19 protein-coding genes and 1 pseudogene are annotated in these 20,358 nt (G+C 63.5%); 14 read left to right on the forward strand and 6 right to left on the reverse strand.

All coding sequences use genetic code 11. The features are described 5' to 3' along the window. Window positions 1-300 precede the first annotated feature (300 nt). Entirely contained in the window at window positions 301-534 is a 234-nt protein-coding gene (locus tag LB526_RS07550; protein WP_140633997.1) for a hypothetical protein, read from the forward strand. Between the two features lie 131 nt (window positions 535-665). Here LB526_RS07550 and LB526_RS07555 read toward each other — a convergent pair whose 3' ends face one another. Then, window positions 666-839: a hypothetical protein gene (locus tag LB526_RS07555; protein ID WP_224627082.1), complete on the reverse strand. Its 174-nt coding sequence runs from the start codon at window positions 837-839 to the stop codon at window positions 666-668. A gap of 308 nt (window positions 840-1,147) precedes the next feature. Here LB526_RS07555 and LB526_RS07560 point away from each other — a divergent pair, with 308 nt between their 5' ends. Further along, the gene (locus tag LB526_RS07560) at window positions 1,148-1,327 is read left to right on the forward strand and encodes a hypothetical protein (RefSeq protein WP_224627084.1); all 180 of its coding nucleotides are present in this window, start codon (window positions 1,148-1,150) and stop codon (window positions 1,325-1,327) included. 970 nt (window positions 1,328-2,297) lie between these two features. Here LB526_RS07560 and LB526_RS07565 read toward each other — a convergent pair. The 3 genes and pseudogenes from LB526_RS07565 to LB526_RS07575 all read right to left on the reverse strand — a co-directional run bounded on the left by LB526_RS07565 (window position 2,298) and on the right by LB526_RS07575 (window position 4,817). Then, window positions 2,298-3,731 carry an aldehyde dehydrogenase family protein gene (locus LB526_RS07565; RefSeq protein WP_224627085.1) on the reverse strand — a complete coding sequence of 478 codons (1,434 nt, stop codon included), beginning with the start codon at window positions 3,729-3,731 and terminating at the stop codon, window positions 2,298-2,300. Between the two features lie 124 nt (window positions 3,732-3,855). Further along, window positions 3,856-4,228, reverse strand: a pseudogene (locus LB526_RS07570) (ACT domain-containing protein). Window positions 4,229-4,355: 127 nt separating this feature from the next. Then, complete coding sequence (locus LB526_RS07575) at window positions 4,356-4,817, reverse strand: GNAT family N-acetyltransferase (protein WP_140842612.1); 462 nt, start codon at window positions 4,815-4,817, stop codon at window positions 4,356-4,358. Window positions 4,818-5,176: 359 nt separating this feature from the next. Here LB526_RS07575 and LB526_RS07580 point away from each other — a divergent pair, with 359 nt between their 5' ends. Beyond that, window positions 5,177-6,238, forward strand: coding sequence for a YeiH family protein (locus tag LB526_RS07580; protein WP_224627086.1), 1,062 nt, complete (start codon window positions 5,177-5,179; stop codon window positions 6,236-6,238). Window positions 6,239-6,262: 24 nt separating this feature from the next. Here the strand turns inward: LB526_RS07580 and LB526_RS07585 are convergent, their stop codons facing one another. Further along, window positions 6,263-6,772 carry a GAF domain-containing protein gene (locus LB526_RS07585; protein ID WP_095767767.1) on the reverse strand — a complete coding sequence of 170 codons (510 nt, stop codon included), beginning with the start codon at window positions 6,770-6,772 and terminating at the stop codon, window positions 6,263-6,265. A 189-nt stretch (window positions 6,773-6,961) separates the two neighbouring features. Here LB526_RS07585 and LB526_RS07590 point away from each other — a divergent pair, with 189 nt between their 5' ends. The 5 genes from LB526_RS07590 (at window position 6,962) to LB526_RS07610 (ending at window position 13,160) form a co-directional block, all read left to right on the forward strand. Further along, on the forward strand, window positions 6,962-7,858 hold the full coding sequence (locus LB526_RS07590) for a GlxA family transcriptional regulator (RefSeq protein ID WP_224532761.1): 897 nt from the start codon (window positions 6,962-6,964) through the stop codon (window positions 7,856-7,858). A 321-nt stretch (window positions 7,859-8,179) separates the two neighbouring features. Next, window positions 8,180-9,478, forward strand: a complete 1,299-nt coding sequence (locus LB526_RS07595) for a M24 family metallopeptidase (RefSeq protein WP_224627087.1) — start codon at window positions 8,180-8,182, stop codon at window positions 9,476-9,478. A 27-nt stretch (window positions 9,479-9,505) separates the two neighbouring features. Then, window positions 9,506-10,183 carry an isochorismatase family protein gene (locus LB526_RS07600; protein ID WP_224627088.1) on the forward strand — a complete coding sequence of 226 codons (678 nt, stop codon included), beginning with the start codon at window positions 9,506-9,508 and terminating at the stop codon, window positions 10,181-10,183. Next, on the forward strand, window positions 10,180-11,157 hold the full coding sequence (locus tag LB526_RS07605; protein WP_411967240.1) for an alpha/beta hydrolase: 978 nt from the start codon (window positions 10,180-10,182) through the stop codon (window positions 11,155-11,157). The genes LB526_RS07600 and LB526_RS07605 overlap by 4 nt, the downstream gene beginning before the upstream one ends. 362 nt (window positions 11,158-11,519) lie before the next feature. Beyond that, window positions 11,520-13,160, forward strand: coding sequence for an ABC transporter substrate-binding protein (locus LB526_RS07610; RefSeq protein ID WP_224627090.1), 1,641 nt, complete (start codon window positions 11,520-11,522; stop codon window positions 13,158-13,160). A 306-nt stretch (window positions 13,161-13,466) separates the two neighbouring features. Here the strand turns inward: LB526_RS07610 and LB526_RS07615 are convergent, their stop codons facing one another. Continuing rightward, the gene (locus LB526_RS07615) at window positions 13,467-14,249 is read right to left on the reverse strand and encodes a hypothetical protein (RefSeq protein WP_224627092.1); all 783 of its coding nucleotides are present in this window, start codon (window positions 14,247-14,249) and stop codon (window positions 13,467-13,469) included. A 149-nt stretch (window positions 14,250-14,398) separates the two neighbouring features. On the opposite strand from LB526_RS07615, the gene LB526_RS07620 reads away from it, so the two are divergent. Genes LB526_RS07620 through LB526_RS07645 form a run of 6 tightly spaced genes read left to right on the forward strand, consistent with a single transcriptional unit; the run spans window position 14,399 to window position 20,358 of the window. Then, window positions 14,399-15,025, forward strand: coding sequence for a DUF4129 domain-containing protein (locus LB526_RS07620; protein ID WP_224627094.1), 627 nt, complete (start codon window positions 14,399-14,401; stop codon window positions 15,023-15,025). Continuing rightward, window positions 15,022-16,236: a DUF4350 domain-containing protein gene (locus tag LB526_RS07625; protein WP_224627096.1), complete on the forward strand. Its 1,215-nt coding sequence runs from the start codon at window positions 15,022-15,024 to the stop codon at window positions 16,234-16,236. The genes LB526_RS07620 and LB526_RS07625 overlap by 4 nt, the downstream gene beginning before the upstream one ends. Further along, window positions 16,223-17,179 (forward strand): AAA family ATPase, encoded by a 957-nt coding sequence (locus LB526_RS07630; protein ID WP_224544791.1) that lies wholly within the window; start codon window positions 16,223-16,225, stop codon window positions 17,177-17,179. The genes LB526_RS07625 and LB526_RS07630 overlap by 14 nt, the downstream gene beginning before the upstream one ends. Further along, window positions 17,176-18,480, forward strand: a complete 1,305-nt coding sequence (locus tag LB526_RS07635) for a DUF58 domain-containing protein (protein WP_224627097.1) — start codon at window positions 17,176-17,178, stop codon at window positions 18,478-18,480. The genes LB526_RS07630 and LB526_RS07635 overlap by 4 nt, the downstream gene beginning before the upstream one ends. Further along, complete coding sequence (locus LB526_RS07640; protein ID WP_224627098.1) at window positions 18,477-19,493, forward strand: stage II sporulation protein M; 1,017 nt, start codon at window positions 18,477-18,479, stop codon at window positions 19,491-19,493. The genes LB526_RS07635 and LB526_RS07640 overlap by 4 nt, the downstream gene beginning before the upstream one ends. Next, window positions 19,480-20,358 (forward strand): RDD family protein, encoded by an 879-nt coding sequence (locus tag LB526_RS07645; protein ID WP_224627099.1) that lies wholly within the window; start codon window positions 19,480-19,482, stop codon window positions 20,356-20,358. Before LB526_RS07640 ends, LB526_RS07645 begins: the two co-directional genes overlap by 14 nt.

The raw sequence follows: 20,358 nt of genomic DNA on the forward strand, positions 1-20,358 counted from the left end.
ATTGGGGTGCGTGCCGACGCCTATCCGCGTCCCGGCGCATAGGCGGCCTTCAACTGCTTACTTTGAGCCTTTCACCGTCAAGTGCCGGGATCGCTCGAACATCTCCAGTTTGTGCCCATATGTCATCCGCACCTCGGATCGGCACCCTTCGCATCTGAACATTGTGACGATGCGCTTCATATATTAGTGATCAACGATATATTAATAGCTACAGTGCAGCCTGTTCGACTCGGGAAATCTCCCGATCGACGATCCGGCACTCGGTGTGCCGAGACGCTCGACCGATGCGGAGCAAAACGCATGAGTGTCGAAACAGCATTGGCGCAGCTACTGCGCATGATCCACCGTCGCGCCCTGAATTTGGCTGCACTACCGGACGATGAGAGAGATCCATACTACGATAGCATCCGCCGGTCCTGTTGCGGAGCGGCCGAGCACATCGGCCAATCCCCCGACAATGCCGCCATCACCGCAAACAGCATGGTCGAATTTACCCGGGCGATGGTCGGCATCATCGAGGCGGGGCGCGGATAAATCGCGGGTCAACACGCTCGCGACGAGCTCGGGAGGTGCCGAGAAGCGCGGCTACGGCGCGTTGCCTGCGGCTCGCGCGGTGACGATTGCCATGCGCAGGCCGTCGATCGGGCTTCCAAGCGATCGCTATCTCAGATCCCGCCCCAGATGTTCGAGGACAGATGCTTGGTTGTCGGCATCACCGGCCAGCAAATATCCAGCTGATTGTCGGACGGCATGCCGTTCCGCATCCGCGTTGGGTTGCGGGCATCCTGCGCATATTTCAACGCCGCGCCCATGCGATTCAATGTCTTCAGGAACGACATAAAGTTTATCCTCAATTCGCCATGGCTGTAACGGGGCAATCCCGCCGCCTTCATGATGGCGCCTTAGATGACCGACGGTTGTTTCCGCCGCATTGCACGCAAGCGCAAGGCTCGTAACGAGAAGGACAGGCTTTGAAACATTTGTATGCAAACGATCCGCCATGGCATGCGAGGCGTCTGGCCGGCTCGGCTACTGCCGTTGCTGTTTCGAAACAAATTTGCGTTCAAGCGCCATCAAACCGAAACCAAACTGCAGGAAAACCGCCATCGACCGGCTCGACCGGAATTTAAACAAAGGAAAAATCGAAATGTCCAAGATTGTTCGCAATGCAATTTTCGCTATTGTTGCTGTCGCCGGCTTTGCTGGTTCGGCTTATGCTCAGCAGGCGGCCCTCAATTCGTGCAGCAACCATGACGATTACTACGCCATGTGCCTGGGCGCGAACAACGGCGACCACCATGATGGCCGCGGAAGCGATCGCCGTTAATCGACTATCCGCTGAAAAAGCCCCGCAGGCATCTCGCCGGCGGGGCTTTTTCGCGCTTCATCATCCTACCGGAAGACCTATGCCCTCGGGTTGCCAGGTCATTACTTGAAAAGTTCGGAAAGAACGGCATTTTCAAATTGCGACGGGTGGTGAGCCATGCTGGCAACCACGCCCAGCTTGTACGCCGGCAGGCCACAATGAATCACGGCGAGTCGGCGGCCATTAGGGGCAGCCGCCGCATTTAATTAGCGTTAACTAATTATAGACCGCGCTGTTCTATTCTGACACAGCGCGGTCTACTGCCACACAATGACCGTGCAGGCGGCTCTGGCCCAATCCACCCCCCCCAAGCTGGAGCCGCCACTCTCACCATACTCGGTCCGGTTGAACTAATTCTTACCAAATATCCTTTCTGGTGTGTTTCGCAGAAAGGTTGCCTTGTAGCCAAATGCTCGGTCGGTCGAGCACGATGCTTGGCCCTGATCGCAGTTCCGTTGCCAGGAATCACTCTCGTTACAACGCGGCAGTCTGGCGGTCGCAGGGCTGAAACATTGCTACTTTAACGTGCTATCGGTGGGTGCATAGGAGCGTGTGGCAAAATGTCGATTCCTCAAAACCTGAATGAGACAGATCTCAGATTCGAATGTCCAAGATGCCGGCATCCGATTATCCGGAAAGGCTCCTGGTTCAAGTCCGTGGCTACATTCAAATGCGGGGTTTGCCAAACACCGATACGGCTTGGATATCCGGCAAAGCTCCGATTGTTCGAGAAACACAACCAGTCAGCCAGCCCCAATCGCATCAGCCAAGCCTAATAGATACGCGTCATCTCATCCCGACCAGGCGATGTCTCCGTTGGATCAGTCTTTGAGTATAGTGGCCGTCCCTGGTCGACTTGTTTTCAAAAACAAGAACGCGGTTGAACCGCGCCTTTTTTACTTCAGCGCTGACGATCACTGGCTACAGTGCCCTACTCTGCCGCCGCATACCCCGCGATACCCTTGATCTCGAGAAAATCCTCCAGCCCGTATTCGGCATATTCGCGACCGTTGCCGGACTGCTTGTAGCCGCCGAAGGGCAGGCCCGCGTCCCAGGCCGGGTAGTTGATGTAGACGGTGCCGGAGCGCATGCGGGCGGCCGCCTGGCGCGCCTTCTCGATGTCCTTGGCCTGGATATAGGAGGCAAGGCCGAAGACGGTGTCATTGGCCTGCTCGATCGCCTGCTCGACTGTGTCGTAGGGCATGATCGACAGCACCGGCCCGAAGATTTCCTCCCTGGCGATGCGCATGTCATGCGTGACGTTGGCGAAGACCGTCGGGCGGACATGGTAGCCGCGGTTGAGCTCGGCCGGGCGGCCGGGGCCACCGGCAACCAGGGTGGCGCCTTCGTCGATGCCGCTCTGGATCAGGTCCTGGATCTTGTCGAACTGGAGCTGGCTGACCACCGGGCCGAGCTTCGACGTGGGCGCATCGGCCGGGCCGACGGTGAATTTCTCTGCCGCCTTCTTCGCATAGCCGGCGGCCTCGTCATGTCGGTCGCGCGGCACGAACATGCGGGTCGGCGCGTTGCAGGACTGGCCGCTGTTGCCGAAGCAGCCGGCGACGCCCTTGGTGACGGCCCGCTCCAGATCGACATCGGGGAACAGGATGTTGGCCGACTTGCCGCCGAGCTCCTGATGCACGCGCTTGACCGTGTCGGCCGCCGCCTTGGCGACCAGGATGCCGGCGCGGGTCGAGCCGGTGAAGGACATCATGTCGACATCCGGGTGGCTGGCCAGCGCCTGGCCGACGGTCGGGCCGTCACCGTTGACGAGGTTGAAGACGCCCTTCGGCACGCCGGCCTCGTCGATGATCTCGGCGAAGATGATGGCGTCGAGCGGCGCGATCTCGGACGGCTTGAGCACCATGGTGCAGCCGGCGGCAAGCGCGGGACCGACCTTGCAGGTGATCTGGTTCAGCGGCCAGTTCCACGGCGTGATCAGGCCGACGACGCCGATCGGCTCCTTGACGATGAGCGAGGTGCCCTTGATGTGGCGGAACTGGAAGGTCCTCAGCACCTCGGCCATCTTCTCCAGATGCGCAAGGCCGACGCCGACCTGGCTGTCCAGCGCCATCTGGCGCGGCGCGCCCATCTCGCGCGAGACCGCGAGCGCAAGGTCCTTGCTGCGCTTCTTATAGATTTCGATGATGCGGTTGAGGATGTCGAGCCGCTCCTCGACCGAAGTGAAGCCGAAACTGGCGAAGGCGCGCTTGGCCGCCGCCACCGCCTTATCGACATCGGCCTTGGAGCCCAGCGAAATCTGCGCGAAAGCGTCCTCGTTGGAGGGATCGATGACGTCGAGTGTGTTGGGCACAACAGGATCGACCCACACGCCATCGATATAGAACTGCAGATTGTGTGACATGGTTCTCCTTGGGCGGGATATCTGATGTGATTGGGGGGCGATCGCCGGATCGTCGCATCGCGTCAGAGATGACGATGCGGCAAGAGCGATGTCAAACGCAAGGGCGGGCGATTGAGCCAGGCGGCTACAGAAGAATGTGCCCCGCCGCGACCAGAAGCCCCCTTGCCGCGGCTTTGACGAGCAGATGGTCGCCATCGAAAGTGGATACCAAGAAAAATACCGAGTTCGTTTTCCGACAATGGCTTTATTACCGACAGCACGATGCCTGTTTCGTCGAAGGCAAAGGGACCCTGGAGTTTCAGGGCGACCCAGCCCCTGTCGCGCTGCACCCCGTCCGGCATCCGCTCCTGCAGGCAGACTACCGAAAGCTCGTCCTCGGTCCTGGTGATGCTGACGAAGCCCGGTCCGTCGGCCCAGCCGGGAATGCTCTCTTTTGCTTCGAGGCGCGAAACCGCATACCGCCCCGAGAGTGGCTTCAACCGGACCCTGATTGCCATCCGAACCTCCTCTGTTTGTCGGCGATCACGGATTCGATGCACGTCTGAGCGGCAGCAATCTGCTCCAAACCGAGATTCTGCGTCAACTTGGGAGCAATCCTACAGAGATCATCGATGGCGTTCTGCATCATGCCAGCTTCTTGCTCATATAGACCGTCGTGCCGTTCATGAACGGTTCTTCGCGGTCGATCGTATAGCCGTGCTTCTTGTAAAGCGACACATTGGCTGCGAAGGCGCCATTGGTCAGCAGGCGCAATTCGAAGCGGCTCGCCACGCGCGCCTTGTGCTCGGCCCGTTCGAGCAGCAGCCGGCCAATGCCCCTGCCCTGCGCGTCCGGCGCCACGCAGACATTCTCGATCCAGAGGTGATCCTCCTCCAGCATGGTCTCGATCATGCCGACAATGCGATCGCCCTCGACGGCGAGTTCAAACGGATGCTCGGCAACTGCTCTGTCATAGTCGGCGCGCATCGGCATCGGCTCGCGGCCGATCAACGGCACCCATCTGGAATAGGCGGAGCGCACGATGTCCCTGATCGTGGCAGAGTCAGCACGTTCGGCCGGCCGAAACCGGATGGAAGAATTGGTCACAGCAAGGCTCCAGACATGAAAGCCCCGCCGGCGGATGTCGCGGCGGGGCGGGAAACGAACAAACCGGAATTTATTCGGCCGGTGTTTGTCGTCGCGCAATCGGCTTACCGCTCCCCATCGTATAGAGGCGACGTCGCTTGATGATGGCGGGTGCAAAAACGAACATGCGCCACGCTGGGACAGGAAGTTCAGCCCGTCAAGATTTTGAGATTGGCCCAGCCTGTCGAATTCGGGAGGTGTTCCATCGTCAGCTCAAAAACCAATCGTTCGTGAAAATCGATCATTCCAACCAGAACAATTCGTTGGAAAGATTTGTTCGGGAATGACATTCCTCCGGCACACTCGCCTGGAGAATTGCATTGTCTTCCGCCACTCACATCGCGAACGATATTCCGACAAGCCCGATTTCTGCCGATCTGGCCGCGGGCCGCAAGCGGCTCGATTCAGCGTGGAACGGCATTATCCCCGGCATCGTGCTGGTGGCGATGATCACCGCTGTGGCGTTCTCAGCCCACAATGTCTCAGGCTTTGCCTTGTTCAGCCCGATGATCCTGGCCGTGGTGTCCGGCACGATCTATTCCAACGTGCTCGGCCTGCCCGCCCACGCCAAGGCCGGCATCGCCTTTTCGCAAAAGCGCCTGCTGCGCTTCGCCATCGTGCTGCTCGGCTTCCAGCTCACGTTCGGCCAGGTGTCGGGCATCGGCCTTGGCGGCGTCGGCATCGTCGCGGCCACGCTTGGCGCCACCTTGCCTTTCACCGTCGCGCTCGGCAAGCTGATCGGCGTCGATGCCAAGCTGGCCCAGCTGATCGCCGCCGGCACCTCGATCTGCGGAGCTTCGGCAATAGTCGCCACCAACATTGTCACCGACGCGCGCGACGAGGACGTGACCTACGCGGTTGCCGCGATCACGCTGTTCGGCACCATCGCCATGCTCGGCTTTCCGCTGCTGGCGCCGGTCTTCGGGCTCGACCAGCACGCCTTCGGCCTGTGGGCGGGAGCCTCGATCCATGAGGTGGCGCAAGTGATCGGCGCCGGCTTCCAGAACGGCACGCTTGCCGGCGAGACCGCGACCGTCGCCAAGCTGACGCGCGTCGCCATGCTGGCGCCGATGGTGATCGCGCTCGGCCTGATTGCGCGCCGCGGCAGCAGTGATGCTTCCGGCGCCAGGCCGCCGCTGCCTTGGTTCGTCGCGGCTTTCGTCGCGGTGGTGGCGCTGAACAGCCTGATCGCGATCCCGGCGCAGATCCATTCGGCGATCGCCCTCGCAGCACAGATCATGCTCACCATGGGCCTCGCGGCCATGGGCTTGCAGGCCGATATTTCGGGGCTTCGCTCGCGCGGACTGCGGCCGCTGATGCTGGCCTTCTCAGCCTTCATCTTCATCGGCTGCTTCAGCCTGATGCTGGTGAAGTTCGTGTAAGGCAGGCCGGGGTCGCCTCACCTATCAACCTTCATCATCGTCCTCGAACTCACAGGCCGCGACATAGATCGCGGCGAGCTTCTCTATGCCTGCCTGGTCTTCCTTGTCGAAGCGCCCGGGCAGCGGGCTGTCGAGGTCGAGCACGCCGAACGCGCCTTCGGCATCGCGCAAAAGCACGACCAGCTCCGAGCGCGAATCGGCATCGCAGGCGATGTGGCCGGGAAATTCGTTGACGTCCTTGACCAGCATCGACATGTCGAGCTCGATGGCCTTGCCGCAGACGCCCTTGCCGACGGCAATGCGAACGCAGGCGGGCTTGCCCTGGAAGGGTCCGAGCACCAGCTCGTCATCGGAGGCGAGGAAATAGAAGCCGGCCCAGTTGAGGTCGGGCACCATCTGATAGATCAGCGCCGCGGTGTTGGCGGCGTTGGCGACGGAATCGCCCTCGCCTTCGAGCAGCGCTTTCAATTGCGTGGCCAACTCCTTGTAGAAGACCGGCTTGTTGCTTGTGTCGATTGCCGTTGCCGCAAACATCGTGTTGTTGCTCCGTTGCAAGCCAGCCGAGGGGCCGGCTACAGTTTGGTCTTCTCTGCCACCAATGCAGCACGTGGGAAATACAAAAACGTGAGCGACAGCCTCGCCAGCCGAAAACGCGACCGTGCGCCGCCGGAACCGCGCGAAGCGCCCCTCACCTTCGCAGTGCTGGTTTTCCCTGGCTTTCCGATGATGGCATTTTCGTCCGTCATCGAGCCGCTGCGCGCCGTCAACATTCTTGCCAAGCGCGACTGCTATCGATGGGTGATCGTCGGCGCCGATGCGGGTACGGTTGAGGCATCGAACGGCGTCGTCATCCAACCCGGTTTCTCGGCCGCCGACGCGCCGAAGGTCGACCGCATCGTAGTGTGCTCCGGCGGCGACGCCGACCATGTCGTGGCCGATGAGGCGATGAGCTGGATCCGCAAAAGCCTGCGTGGCGGCGCGCATATTGGCGCCGTCGCGGACGCCGCCTTCTTCCTCGCCCGCGCCGGCCTGCTCGACGGCCATGCCTGCACCTTGCACTGGACCAGCCAGGCAGCCTTCAGCGAGGCTTTTCCGGAAATCGAGCTTCGGCGCGATCTGTTCGTCATCGACCGCAAGCGCTTCACCTCGGCCGGCGGCGTCGGCAGCCTCGACATGATGCTGGAAATTATCACGCGCGACTATGGCGCCGAAATCGCGGCGGGCGTTGCCGAATGGTTCGTGCACTCGCCATTGCGGTCGAGCGTCGACCGCAAGCTGATGCCGCTTAGGCTGCGCACCGGCGTCCAGAACGAGCTGGTGCTGTCGGCCATCGCCATCATGGAGGATGCGGTCGAGGAAAGGCTCGGCATGGCGGAGCTGGCGGAACGGCTCGGCGTGTCGGCCGACAAGCTCGAGCGCAGTTTCCGCGCCGAGCTGGATATCTCGCCCAATGGATATTACCGGCGGCTGCGGCTGAAGCGTGCAGCCGACCTGCTGGCGCATTCGACGCTGATGGTGCGCGATGTGGCGCTGGCGTGCGGCTTTGCGTCGATGTCGAGCTTTGCAAGGGCGTTTCGCGAGGAGCACGGGCACGCGCCTAAGGCGATGCGGCGGCATTAGGTGGAGTGGTGCGGCTCCACGCTCCTTCGTCATCCTAGGGCGAAGCGACGCGCAGCGGAGCGAAGACCCTAGGATCCATGCCGTGACCTGAAAGCGTCTCGGCGATGCAGAATTGGCACCCGGCCGCAGCAAGGATTTTCTGCATCGCTGCATTGTCTGGCCGACGTAACGGCATGGATTCTAGGGTCTGCGCGCGTCGCTTCGCTCCTTGCTCGCCCTAGAATGACGAAGTTATGATGCGGCATCCGGCACGACAATCGCGGAATTCCGCACAAGCCTAAAACCGTACCTGGCTATGTTCTCCACAACAGGAGGCCGCACATGAGCATCGTCGTATTCGATCCCGACAGCACCGAGGATGTGGACTTCAAGGACCGCATGCGCCATCCGGCAGCGGCTGATCCGGCCGGCGGCATGTGGCTTTCGGACACGGAGCCGTCCTTCATCGACGCCGACGCGCTGCGCAAGGGGCGGCTGGCCAAGCTGCGCGCCTGGATGCGCGAGGCGGGCTATGGTGGCCTCGTTTTGTTCGATCCATACAACCAGCGCTACGCCACCGGCTCGCGCAACATGTTCGGCTATTTCCTGCGCAACTCGACGCGCTATTTCTTCATCCCGACCGAAGGGCCGATCGTGCTGTTCGAATATCCGCAGAGCTACCATGTCTCGATGGTGCTCGACACGATCGACGAGGCGCGGCCGTCCAAGCTCGTCTGGTCGTCGGTGTCGGGCCGCGACGACGAGACCGCCGGGCCGTTCGCCGACGAGATCGCCGAGCTTCTGAAGAAGCATGGCGGCGGCTCGATGAAGCTCGGGCTCGACCGCTGCAGCCATCTGCAGGCGCTGGCGCTGGAAAAGCGCGGCTGCGAGGTGAAGGACTGCCAGGGCGAGATACTGGCGGTGCGCGCGGTCAAGACGCCGGAGGAAGTGAAATGCCTGCTGGCGTCGATGGCGGGCGCCGAGGCCGCGGTGGCGGCGGTGCGCGAGGCGATCAAGCCTGGCGTTTCCGAGAACGAGCTGTTCGCCATCATGTATGGCGAGGTGATCCGCCAAGGCGGCGAGTTCATCGAGACCCGGCTGCTCACTTCGGGACAGCGCACCAACCCGTGGTTCAACGAGGCGAGCGGGCGCAAGATCAGGCCGGGCGAGTTGCTGGCGCTCGATACCGACACGATCGGCTGCTACGGCTATTATTCCGACTTCTCGCGCACCTTCCGCTGCGGCCCGGGCAAGCCGACGCCCTATCAGAAATCGCTTTACCGCATGGCGCACGACCAGGTGCAGCACAACATCTCGATCGTGAAGCCCGGCATGGCGTTCCGCGAGATCGCCGAAAAAGCCTGGAAGATCCCGGACCGCTTCGTCGACCAGCGCTACACCTCGGTCATGCATGGCGTCGGCATGCATGGTGAGACGCCTTTCATCGCGCACGCGATGGACTACGAGACCTATGGCCGCGATGGCATCATCGTGCCCGGCATGGTGGTGAGCGTGGAAAGCTATATCGGCGAGAAGGGCGGTCGCGAGGGCGTCAAGCTCGAGGATGAGATTCTCATTACCGAGACCGGCACGGAATTGCTTTCGCGGTTTCCGTATGAAGACGAGTTTCTTGACAATTAGCGCCGACGCATCGACAGCACATTTCGCATGAAAACACCCATTTCCATCCGACGCGGTACAGTGGCCGCGGTGTTCATCGATCTCCAGGAGGAGCATCGCAAGGACAAGCGCTATCTGGTCGAGGGTTTTGCCGACATCCTCGCCAATGTGCAGCGCCTGCAGGAGGCGGCGCGGCGCAACTTCGTGCCGCTCTATCATTGGGCGTATATCGTCGATCTCGCCGCGGCGCGGCCGTTCCACCCAGTCGATGAAAGCGGCAAATCGGCCTTCTCCGACAAGGACGATCCGCTGACCGCAATCTGCCATGAAGTGGCGCCGCAAAATGGCGAAGCCACGCTGGTCAAGCAGGAAGCCAGCGCCTTCGCCAAGAACGATTTTGGCGACAAGCTCAAGACCTCGGGCATCGAATGGCTGGTGATTGCGGGCGTTTGGACCGAGGCCTGCATCGACGCGACGGTGAAGGACGCGGTAGCGCGCGGCTTTCGCGTGCTTTTGGTCAAGGATGCCTGCGGCAGCGCCAGTGCCGCCATGCACCAGACCGGCATCCTCAACCTCGCCAACCGCCTCTATGGCGGCGCCGTCACCAACACGCTCGACGCCTGCCGGCTGTTGGCGGGAGACACCGTGAAGGTGTGGCAGGTCGAGGGCTCGGTGCCGCTGCGTTTCACCTTCGAGAACGCTGTGCAGCTCTACGCCGAGCTTTGACGGCAGTGACCCGAGCCCAAACCGATCCGTCGAGCCGCGGCCAATATGCCGACCGGCTCGATCCGGAGTTGTGGGATTATATCGACGAGGTCAACAGCTGGTACCCGCCGGAGATCCTTGCAGCATCCATAGCCGAGCAACGCGCGATCTATGATCGGATGTGCGTCGCGTTTCACCAAGGTCATCCGGAAGGCGTGACGACCAGCGACGGTCTCGTAACGACGGCCGCGCATGCGATCCCGATCCGATACTACCGCATGGCCCACAACACCGCGGCGGCGATCATCGTCTATTACCATGGCGGCGGTTTTGTGCTTGGCGACCTCGATAGCCATGACGACATCTGCGCCGAAATCTGCGTCGGCACCGGTTTCGAGGTGGTCTCTGCCGGCTACCGGCTGGCGCCGGAGCATCTGCACCCGGCCTCTTACGACGATGCGCTTGCCGTGTTCGAATGGGTCGCCGCGGCGAGCACACTGCCGATTGTGCTTTGCGGCGAAAGCGCCGGCGGAAATCTCGCTGCCGCGGTGGCGCAAGCGACGCGGCGCCATGAACGGCACGCTGTTGGCCAGATGTTGATCTATCCGGAGCTGGGCGGCGACGAGACCGGGCGCTCTTATGTCCAGCATGCCGAAGCGCCGCTGCTCAGCGTAAGCGACATCGAGTTCTACCGTGGCATCCGGTCCGCGCCCGGGCAGTCACAGGACGATCCAACGTTCTCGCCGCTTCGAGACCACGATTTCTCCGGCCTGCCGCCGACGATCATCGTCACCGCCGAATGCGACCCGCTATCGTCCGACGGCGAAGTCTATTGCGACCGCATCCTTGCCGCCGGCGGCCACGCCTGGTGGCGCGAGGAGAAGCGGCTGGTGCACAGCTTTCTGCGGGCAAGGCCGACCGTTCCGCGCGCTGCGGAGGCGTTCGCGAGGATTGTTGCTGATGTTCACGCGCTCGGCGCAGCGACGAAGCGCTGATCTAGGAGCCTTGAGAGAAATCCTGCAGGACAGAGGGCCTGTGAAGGATCGCGGCCCCGGGAGATCAAGGTTCCTCGCCCCACGAAAGTGGGGAGAGGTGGCTCGGCGAAGCCGAGACGGAGAGGGGAGCGCCCTACGAAGGCCCCCTCTCCGTCCGCTTCGCGGCCACCTCTCCCCCGCCTTCGGCGGGGGCGAGGAACCCAAGCTTGGTTACTCTGCGGAACAGCGCACAAGAACTGCGGAAACCAAACCATTTCGTGGCGGAAAGCGGACCTATCATTCCCTCGCAGGCAACGGCGCTCCGGCGGACGCATCCGCCCCCGCATGGCGGCCCGGAGCGCCCAACAACAGAGGGAACGACGATGAAATTCATGCTGACCGACAGAAAACTGCACCCGCGTGCCAAGCCGATCGCCGACGATTTCAAGAAGGGCGCGATCAGCCGGCGCGAATATCTGGCTTTGATGGCCGGCTTCGGCGTCAGCGCCGCCGGCGCCATGGCGCTGGGCGGTATCGCTCCCTCACCTGCCTGCGCCGCCGAGCCGAAAAAGGGCGGCGTGCTGCGCGTGGCGATGAACGTCAAAGGTTTTAAAGACCCGCGCACCTTCGACGGCGTCGAGATGTCGAATGTCGCGCGTCAGTGCAACGAATATCTGGTGCGCTGGAAAACCGACTTCTCCTTCGAGCCCTGGCTGCTCGAAAGCTGGGAGACCAGCGACGACGCCAAGACGATCACGCTGCACGTGCGCAAGGACATCACCTGGTCGAACGGCGACATTTTCAACGCCGAGGACGTGATCCACAACCTCAACCGCTGGTGCGATGCCTCGGTCGCCGGCAATTCGGTCGCCGCGCGCATGGGCGCGCTGGTCAATGCCGACACCAAGAAGCCGGTCGACGGAGGCATTCAGAAGGTCGACGACTACACCGTCAAGATCAACCTGCCGAAGCCCGACATCTCGCTGATCGCCGGCATGGCCGACTATCCGGCGCTGATCATGCACCGCTCCTATGAAGGCGATGCCGATCCGAAGAAGGCTTTGGCCATCACTACCGGCCCTTGCGAGCTGGTGAGTTGGGACGCCGAGACGGGCGCGGAGGTGAAGCGCAAGGACAAGCCCTGGTGGAAGGGCGAATTCTATCTCGACGGCATAAAATGGGTCGACTACGGCTCCGATCCCAACGCCACGCTGTCCGCCTTCGAGTCCGGAGAGATCGACACCGACCACGAGACCACGGCGGATGCCGTGTCGCAGACCGATCAGATGGGCCTGCAGAATTCCGAGATCGCCACCGGCTCGACCATCGTCGCGCGCTTCAATGTCTCCAACGCGCCCTATGACGACCTCAAGGTGCGCCGCGCCGCCCAGCTTGCCGTCGACAATGCGGCCGTCCTGAAGCTCGGGCTCGACGGCCGCGGCAAGCCCGCCGACAACCACCATGTCGGCCCGATGCATCCGGAATTCGCCGATATCGGCCCGGCCAAACGCGATGTCGAACAGGCCAAGAAGCTTATTTCGGAATCCGGCAAGGCCGACCACGAATATGAGCTGATCTCGGTCGACGTCGAATGGCAAAAGAGCACCGCCGACGCGATTGCCGCGCAAATCCGCGAGGCCGGCCTGAAGATCAAGCGCACCGTGCTGCCGGCCGCGACCTTCTGGAACGACTGGGCCAAGTTCCCCTATTCCTGCACCGAATGGCTCGGCCGCCCGCTCGGCGTGCAGGTGCTGGCTTTGGCCTACAAATCGGGCGGCGCCTGGAACGAAAGCGCCTATGCGAACAAGGAGTTCGACGAGCTTCTCGACAAGGCGCTTGCAACGCCGGATGCCACCCAGCGCAAGGAGATCATGGCCAAGATCGAGACCAACCTGCGCGACTCCGGCATTATCGTCCAGCCCTATTGGCGCTCGGTCTACCGCACCTATCGCAAGGGCGTGCAGGGCTGCGAACAGCACCAGGCGCTTGAGCAGCATTTCGAGACGGTGTGGCTGGAGTCCTGATCCTCCCAGGAGCGAGCGGCCGGCGCGACCTTCCCGTCGCGTCGGCCGTCTGCCATTTGCCAGCGATTGCCTTCAGCTCAGATTGCGTCGGCGGCGCCGATTGCTAGGAAAAGACGGCCAACAGTTTGTCGACGCCACCGCCCTCCTTCGCACGCCGCAAGGCTATGTATGTGGTCGTCGCGACGGCAGGGCGAAAAAGCACACGGCGACCGCCAGCGAGAGAACTGGATTCCGTCCGACGAACGCCCAGCCGGAATTTACCGGCTGCACCTGGGCTTTCCAAAGCCATCGGGTGATCTCTGCTGCCTAGGAGAAGATCTCCGCCAGTTCGTCGATGCTTGCGCCTTCTTTCGCCTGGCGCAGCTCGACATAGCTCACCGCGGTTGCGATCGAGAGCACCATCGAGACCACCGTCTGCACCAGCGCGGCTCCGATCTCGGCGATGATGCCGCCGAACAGCACCAGAACGAGCAGCATCCCCCACTGGATGATCATCGCGATGATGACGAGAATGAGGAACAGACCGAAAAGCCCCCAGCGGCTGCCCTTGGTGAGAACCCGGCTGCGCGACATCGAGCCGAAGACGCCACGCCGCTCCTGGATCAGGACCGGCACCGACATCGACCAGCCGAGCCAGAGGATAATGCCCGGCACGATCAACAGCATCAGGCCGATACCCGCACCGAGACCGACGAGCAGGCCGATGCCAAGCGTCGGCAGCAGAAAGCGGATCGCAATCTGGATGCAGTCGGCAAAGGACGGACGCTTGCCATTGAGGTCCTCAATGGTCGCCCGCACCAGCGCCGACTGCAGCAGCAGCGCGCACGCGAACGAAATCAATCCGGCAATGATGGTGATGTAGGAATTGCGAAACATGGCGCCTGGGTCGGCCATGGTGCCGGGGTCGCGCTGCATCATGGCGTCGATCTGCGGCTGGGTCCACAGCCTGATGAGCAATGCCGGCAGACCCGAAAACAAAGCCGCCAACCCCGCGCAAAGTCCGAGGTTTCGGCCAATCACTCCGAAGGTGTTGCTGAATACCCTGCCGATCTCGAATCGGCCGGGTCGTCCCAACGTTGCCGTCGTCATGATAATTTTCCCCCGAGTCACCGCAGCATTCATCGGCGACTTCAAAGTAAATTTGCCAAGATTGAAAGGCTACGTCCAGTGCGCTTGCAATTGTCATGGCGTATTGCCAGTGTCGGCCCCGAACCGCAGGTTGCAGGGGGAACGAGCGGGTGACAGCCGCAGGGACGGAAGAGGCCGGACGGCTGGCGCAGCTGCACAAGCAACTGCTCGGGGACGATTCGATCCAGTTCGCCTTGCCGACCTACGTGCGGCCCGAGCCGCCGGAGTGGCTGAAGCCGCTTCTGGACGGCTTGGCGACGCTCGGTCCCTACATGATCTATCTGTTCTGGGGCGCGGTCATCATCGGCGTCGCGATCATTGCTTTTCTGCTTTTCCTTGAGGCGAAAGGCGTTGCCTGGCGCCTGCCATGGCGGCGGAAACGCGAAGAAACCGAAGCGAAGGAAGAGTGGCGCCCTGACGCGGGGGCGGCCCAGGTCCTGCTCTCCGAGGCCGATGCGCTCGCCGCGCGCGGCGAGTATGACGAGGCGGTACATCTTCTGTTGCGCCGCAGCGTCTCCGACATCGCCACCAGGCTGCCGGATTTCCTGCGTCCGTCTCTCACCGCGCGCGATATCGCCGCCGCCGGTTCCATCCCCACCCGGCCCCGCGCCGCCTTCAGCGAGATCGCCCGCATCGTCGAGGCGGCCTTGTTTGCCCGCCGACCCGTCGGGGTCGAAGGCTGGCAGCAGGCGCGCGGGGCCTATGAGCGGTTCGCCTTCCGGGATGCCTGGGCATGACCGCGCAGATGACAGGCGCAGCGCAAGAACCGTTCAGCCGCAAGACACTGTTCTGGGGCATTTTCGCCAGCATGCTGGCGGCGGCCGGGTTTTTTCTGCTGTCCACCTATGCGCCGGATTTCCGTCAGCCCCAGGGCGGTGCCACACCGTTCTCGAAGGGCGGCACCGGCTATGCCGGGCTTGTCGAATGGCTGAAGCTCACCAACGGACAGGCGCCGCCGATGGAGCGCGGCGAGAAGGACCTCGCGTCCCCCGTGGCGTCGACCTTCCTGCTCGTCGTCACCATCGCGCCGGGCAGCGACCCGGCCGCGCTCGATCGCCTTATCAAGCTGCGCTCTGGCAAAGACACGTTGTTCGTGCTGCCCAAATGGCAGACCTTTCCCTTGTTCAGCCATGAAGGCTGGGAGGAAAAGGTCGGGCCGCTGCCCAACAACGTCGTCAACGACTGGCTCGGCCGCATCGCCAAGACCAAGCTCGGCGAGGCCAAGAACACGCTCTCGCAGATCAACATCGCGGGCCGCATAGTGGCCGCGCCGGAGGAGCTGCAATGGGTGGCGGACGACCATCCGCTGATCGCGGCGGGCGACGGCAGGGCTATCCTGACCGAGCTCGACAACGAACCCTTCTACATCCTCACCGATCCCGATTTCCTCAACAATGCCGCGCTGAAGGACGAGCAGAAGGCGGCCGCCGCGCTCGACATCATCGCCATGCTGGAGCCCGCCAAGGGAGCCGTCATGTTCGACCTGACGCTGCACGGCATCGGCGGCAACTACGATCTTGCCAAGCTGCTGATCGAACCGCCTTTCCTGGCTTTGACGCTGTCGGTGCTGGTGGCGGCCGCGCTCGCCTTCCTGCACGGGCTCGGCCGCTTCGGTCCGCCGCGCGCCGAAGGGCGCGCCATCGCCTTCGGCAAGCGGGCGCTGGTCGACACCACGGCGATGCTTTTGAAGCGCGCCGGGCGGCTGCAGGAGCTTGGCGACCGTTACGCAGCGCTGATGCGCCAGCGCGCGGCCGCCCTGCTCGGCGCGCCGCACGGACTGCAGGGCGAGGCGCTCGACCGCTGGCTCGATTCCCGCGACAAGGAAGAACAGCACGGCTTCACCGCCCGCTTCAGGGCAGTACACGATTCCAACAATCTGGCCGCAATGCACTCAGCAGCCGAAAAGCTGCATGACTGGACGGCAAGGAGGCTCATTGAACGTCGATGAAGTGAAGACCCTGGCGAACGCGATCAGGGAAGAAGTGGCAAAAGCGATCACCGGACAGCGCGACACGGTCGACCTGATGCTGACGGCGCTGTTTGCCGGCGGGCATATCCTGCTCGAAGGCCCGCCCGGCACCGCCAAGACGATGACGGCGCGCTGCTTCGCGCAGGCGCTCGGCGTCGCCTATGGCCGCATCCAGTTCACGCCCGACTTGATGCCCGGCGATATCGTCGGCGCCAACATCTATAATTTCCAGACCGGGCAGTTCACGCTGACGCGCGGCCCGATCTTCTGCGACCTTTTGCTCGCCGACGAAATCAACCGCACGCCGCCGAAGACGCAAGCCGCGCTGCTCGAGGCCATGCAGGAGCATGCCGTCACCTTCGACGGCACCACCCATTCGCTCGGCCGGAATTTCATGGTGGTGGCGACGCAGAACCCCATCGAGCATCAGGGCGTCTATCCGCTGCCCGAGGCGCAGCTCGACCGCTTCCTGTTCAAGCATCGGGTGAGCTATCCGGATCTCACCGAAGAGCGCGCCATCATCGTCCATCACGGCGGCGGCTCGGCGTCGCACGACATCGAGCAATACGGCATCAAAGCGCGGACCGACCGCAAGATGCTGGAAGCGGCGCTGGCCACCGTCGGCGACGTCACGCTGGTCGACGACGTCGTCGGCTATATCGCGGCACTTGTGCGCGGCACGCGCGAAAGCCCCGACCTGGAAGTGGGAGCGAGTCCACGAGCGGGCGCCATGCTGGCGAGAGCCGCGCGCGCCAGGGCGGCGCTCGACGGCCGCAACTATGTCATCCCCGACGACGTCAAGGCGCTGGCCGTGCCGGCGCTGCGTCACCGTGTCGTTCTCTCGCCGGCCGCGCAGATCGACGGGCGGCTGGTCGAGCAGATCGTCTCCGACCTCGTCGACAATACGGAAGCGCCGCGTTGATCTATCCGAGCGGCCGAGCGGTCTGGACAGCTGCGGCGGGGGCAATCCCCGCCTTCCTCATCGCGCTCGCTTTGCCGCATGTCTGGTATCTCGGCCTGTTGTGGATCTGCCTGCTGCTTGCCTTCCTGGCGGTGGACGCAGCCGCAGGCAGGGGTCGCGCCTCGCTCGACGCCACGCTGACGGCGCCGCCGCAGGTCGGCGTCGGCGGGCGCTTCACGCTGCACGTGGCGGCCGGCGCCGGCGCAAGGCTGCGGCGCCTGCAGGCGCGTGTCGGGCATGACCAGCGGGTCCAGCCATTGGCCGGCACTGGCGGCGCGCTGCCGGCCAATGGCGGCACGCTCGATCTCGAATTCGAGGCCATCCGCCGCGGCATCGCCGGCTTCGACCGTCTCTGGCTGCGCTGGCAGGGTCCGTTCGGACTGATCTGGAACCAGGTCGTGTTGCCGGTCGACCGCAAGGTCGCGGTGCTGCCCAATGTCAACAGCGCGCGCGACGAGGCGATCACGCTCTTGCAGCGCTCGGCCCTTGCCGACGGCCATACGCAGAAGCGCGTCGGCCAGGGCCGCGAGTTCGAAGCGCTGAAGGATTACCAGCCCGGCATGGGGCGGCGCATGATCGACTGGAAGCGCAGCGCCCGGCACGGCAAGCTTCTGGCGCGCGAGTTCCGGATCGAGGAGAACAACAACATCGTTTTGGCCATCGATAGCGGCCGGCTGATGTGCGAGCCGGTCGACGGCGTGCCCAAGGTCGACCGCGCGGTGACGGCAGCACTTCTGTCGGCCTTCATCGCGCTCAAGGGCGGCGACCTCGTCAGCCTGTTTTCCTTCGACGCCCGGCCGCGCGTCTCCAGCGGCGCGGTGCGCGGCTCGCCAAGCTTCACCATGATCCAGAAGCGCGCCGCCGAGATCGACTATTCGACCGAGGAGACCAATTTTACTCTCGCGCTGACCACGCTTTCAGCCAGGCTCGACCGGCGCTCGCTGGTCATCGTCTTCACCGATTTCGTCGACCCGATCAGCGCCGAGCTGATGCTGCGCACCGTGGGCCGGCTGACCGAACGGCATCTGGTGCTGTTCATGCTGATGCGGGATGTCGAGCTTGAAACGCTGGCCGACATGGCCCCGGCGGCGCCCGAGGATGTCGCCCGCTCCGTCACCGCCGGCGATCTGTTGCGGCAGCGGCAGGTGGTGATCGGCAGGCTCAGGCTGCTCGGTGCGCATGTCATCGAGGCCGACCACCAGCGGCTCGGCCCGGCGCTGGTCGAGCGCTATATCCAGCTCAAGGAGGAGAACCTCTTATGACGCTGTCGGCCGGCACCGATTCCGTGCGCCAGTCGCTGGCAAGCTTCCGCCAGGAGCGCGAGGCCGACTGGAAAGCCTTCGAGGCGCTGCTTGCGCGCGTCGAGAAGCGCGCGCCGCGCGCGCTGTCGGAAGACGAATTGCTGTCGTTGCCGCTCCTCTACCGTTCGGCGCTGTCGTCGCTTTCGGTGGCGCGCGCGACCTCGCTCGACAGCGCGCTGATCGCCTATCTCGAGGCACTCTGCCTGCGCGGCTATTTCTATCTCTATGGCGCGCGGCGGAGCTTGAGAACGCGCATCGGCGACTTCTTCCTGCACGACTGGCCGGCGGCGATCCGCGACCTTTGGCGCGAAGTATGGACATCGGTCGGGCTCACCGTCATCGGTGCCATTGCCGGCTATTGGCTGGTCGCTTCGGACAAGCGCTGGTACGACGCCATCATCGCGCCGAGCCTGGCGGGCGGGCGCACCCCGGATTCGTCGGCCGAGACGCTGCGCAGCGTGCTTTACGGCGGCGGCGATCATTTCCTGTCGGGCTTCGCGGCCTATCTCTTCACCCACAACACGCAGGTCTCGATCCTGGCCTTCGCGCTGGGCTTCGCCTTCGCCGTGCCGAGCGTTCTGATCATCCTGATGAATGGCTGCATGCTCGGCGCCATTTTCCAGATCTATGCCGCCAAGGGCCTGGGTTTCGAGCTCGGCGGCTGGCTTTCGATCCACGGCACGACGGAGCTGTTCGCCATCGCCATCGCGGGAGCTGCCGGCATGCGCATCGGCACCAGCATCGCCTTTCCCGGCGAGCTGACCCGCATGGCGGCCGCGGCGCGAGCCGGGCGCGTGGCGGCGACCGCCATGATCGGCGTCACGGTGATGCTGCTTTTCGCCGGACTGCTGGAAGGCATCGGCCGGCAGACGATCACCAGCGACCTCGCCCGCTATTCGATCGGCGGCGGCATGCTGGCGATCTGGATCTCATATTTCTACCTGTTGCGGATGGTGCGGCATGGCGACCGCTAGGACAGGGAGGGTCAAGAACCCGGCAGCGCTGATCCGTCCGCTGGTGACACCCGAAGGCGTGGACCTGCGGGTCAAGCTGGCGGATGCCGGCACCCGCGCTTCCGGATTCCTGCTCGACGTGGTGATCATCGTCGTCACGGCCGTGATCGTCTCGCTGGTGATGATCTTCGGCCTTGCCGGGCTTGGTATCCAGGATGCGCAGCCGCTGTTCATCGTCTGGATCATCTTCATCTTCTTCCTGCGCAACGTCTATTTCATCGCCTTCGAAGCGGGCCGGCGGGCAGCCACGCCGGGCAAGCGCATGGTTGGCGTGAGGGTCGCGTCGCGCAGCGGCGCCGGCCTCACCATCGACCAGGTCATCGCGCGCAATCTGATGCGCGAGATCGAAGTTTTTCTGCCGCTGTCGATCCTCGCCGCGCGCGCCAGCGCCGATGTCGCCGACACGCTGACGACCATCTTCGGCCTGGTCTGGGCGCTGCTGTTCTCGCTGTTCCCGTTGTTCAACCGCGACCGGCTGAGGATCGGCGACCTGCTCGCCGGCACCTGGGTGGTCGAGGCGCCGAAAGTGGCCCTGGTCGAAGACCTTTCGCAGCGCAAGGACCTGGTCGCGGCCCGCTTCCAGTTCAGCCCCGCGCAGCTCGACGCCTATGGCATCGCCGAACTGCAGAAGCTTGAGGAAGTGCTGCGCCGCGACGATTCTTCGGCGCTGAAGGCGGTAGCCGAGACCATCGCCCGCAAGATCGGCGCCCGGGTCGAGCCGATCGATTCAAAGGCTTTTCTCACCGCCTATTACGGCGAGCTGCGGGCGCATCTGGAGCGCAAGCTGCTGCTGGGGAACCGCAAGGCGGACAAGTATGCCCGGTAG

Source organism: Mesorhizobium sp. CA6, assembly GCF_020165035.1.
Lineage (GTDB): Bacteria > Pseudomonadota > Alphaproteobacteria > Rhizobiales > Rhizobiaceae > Mesorhizobium.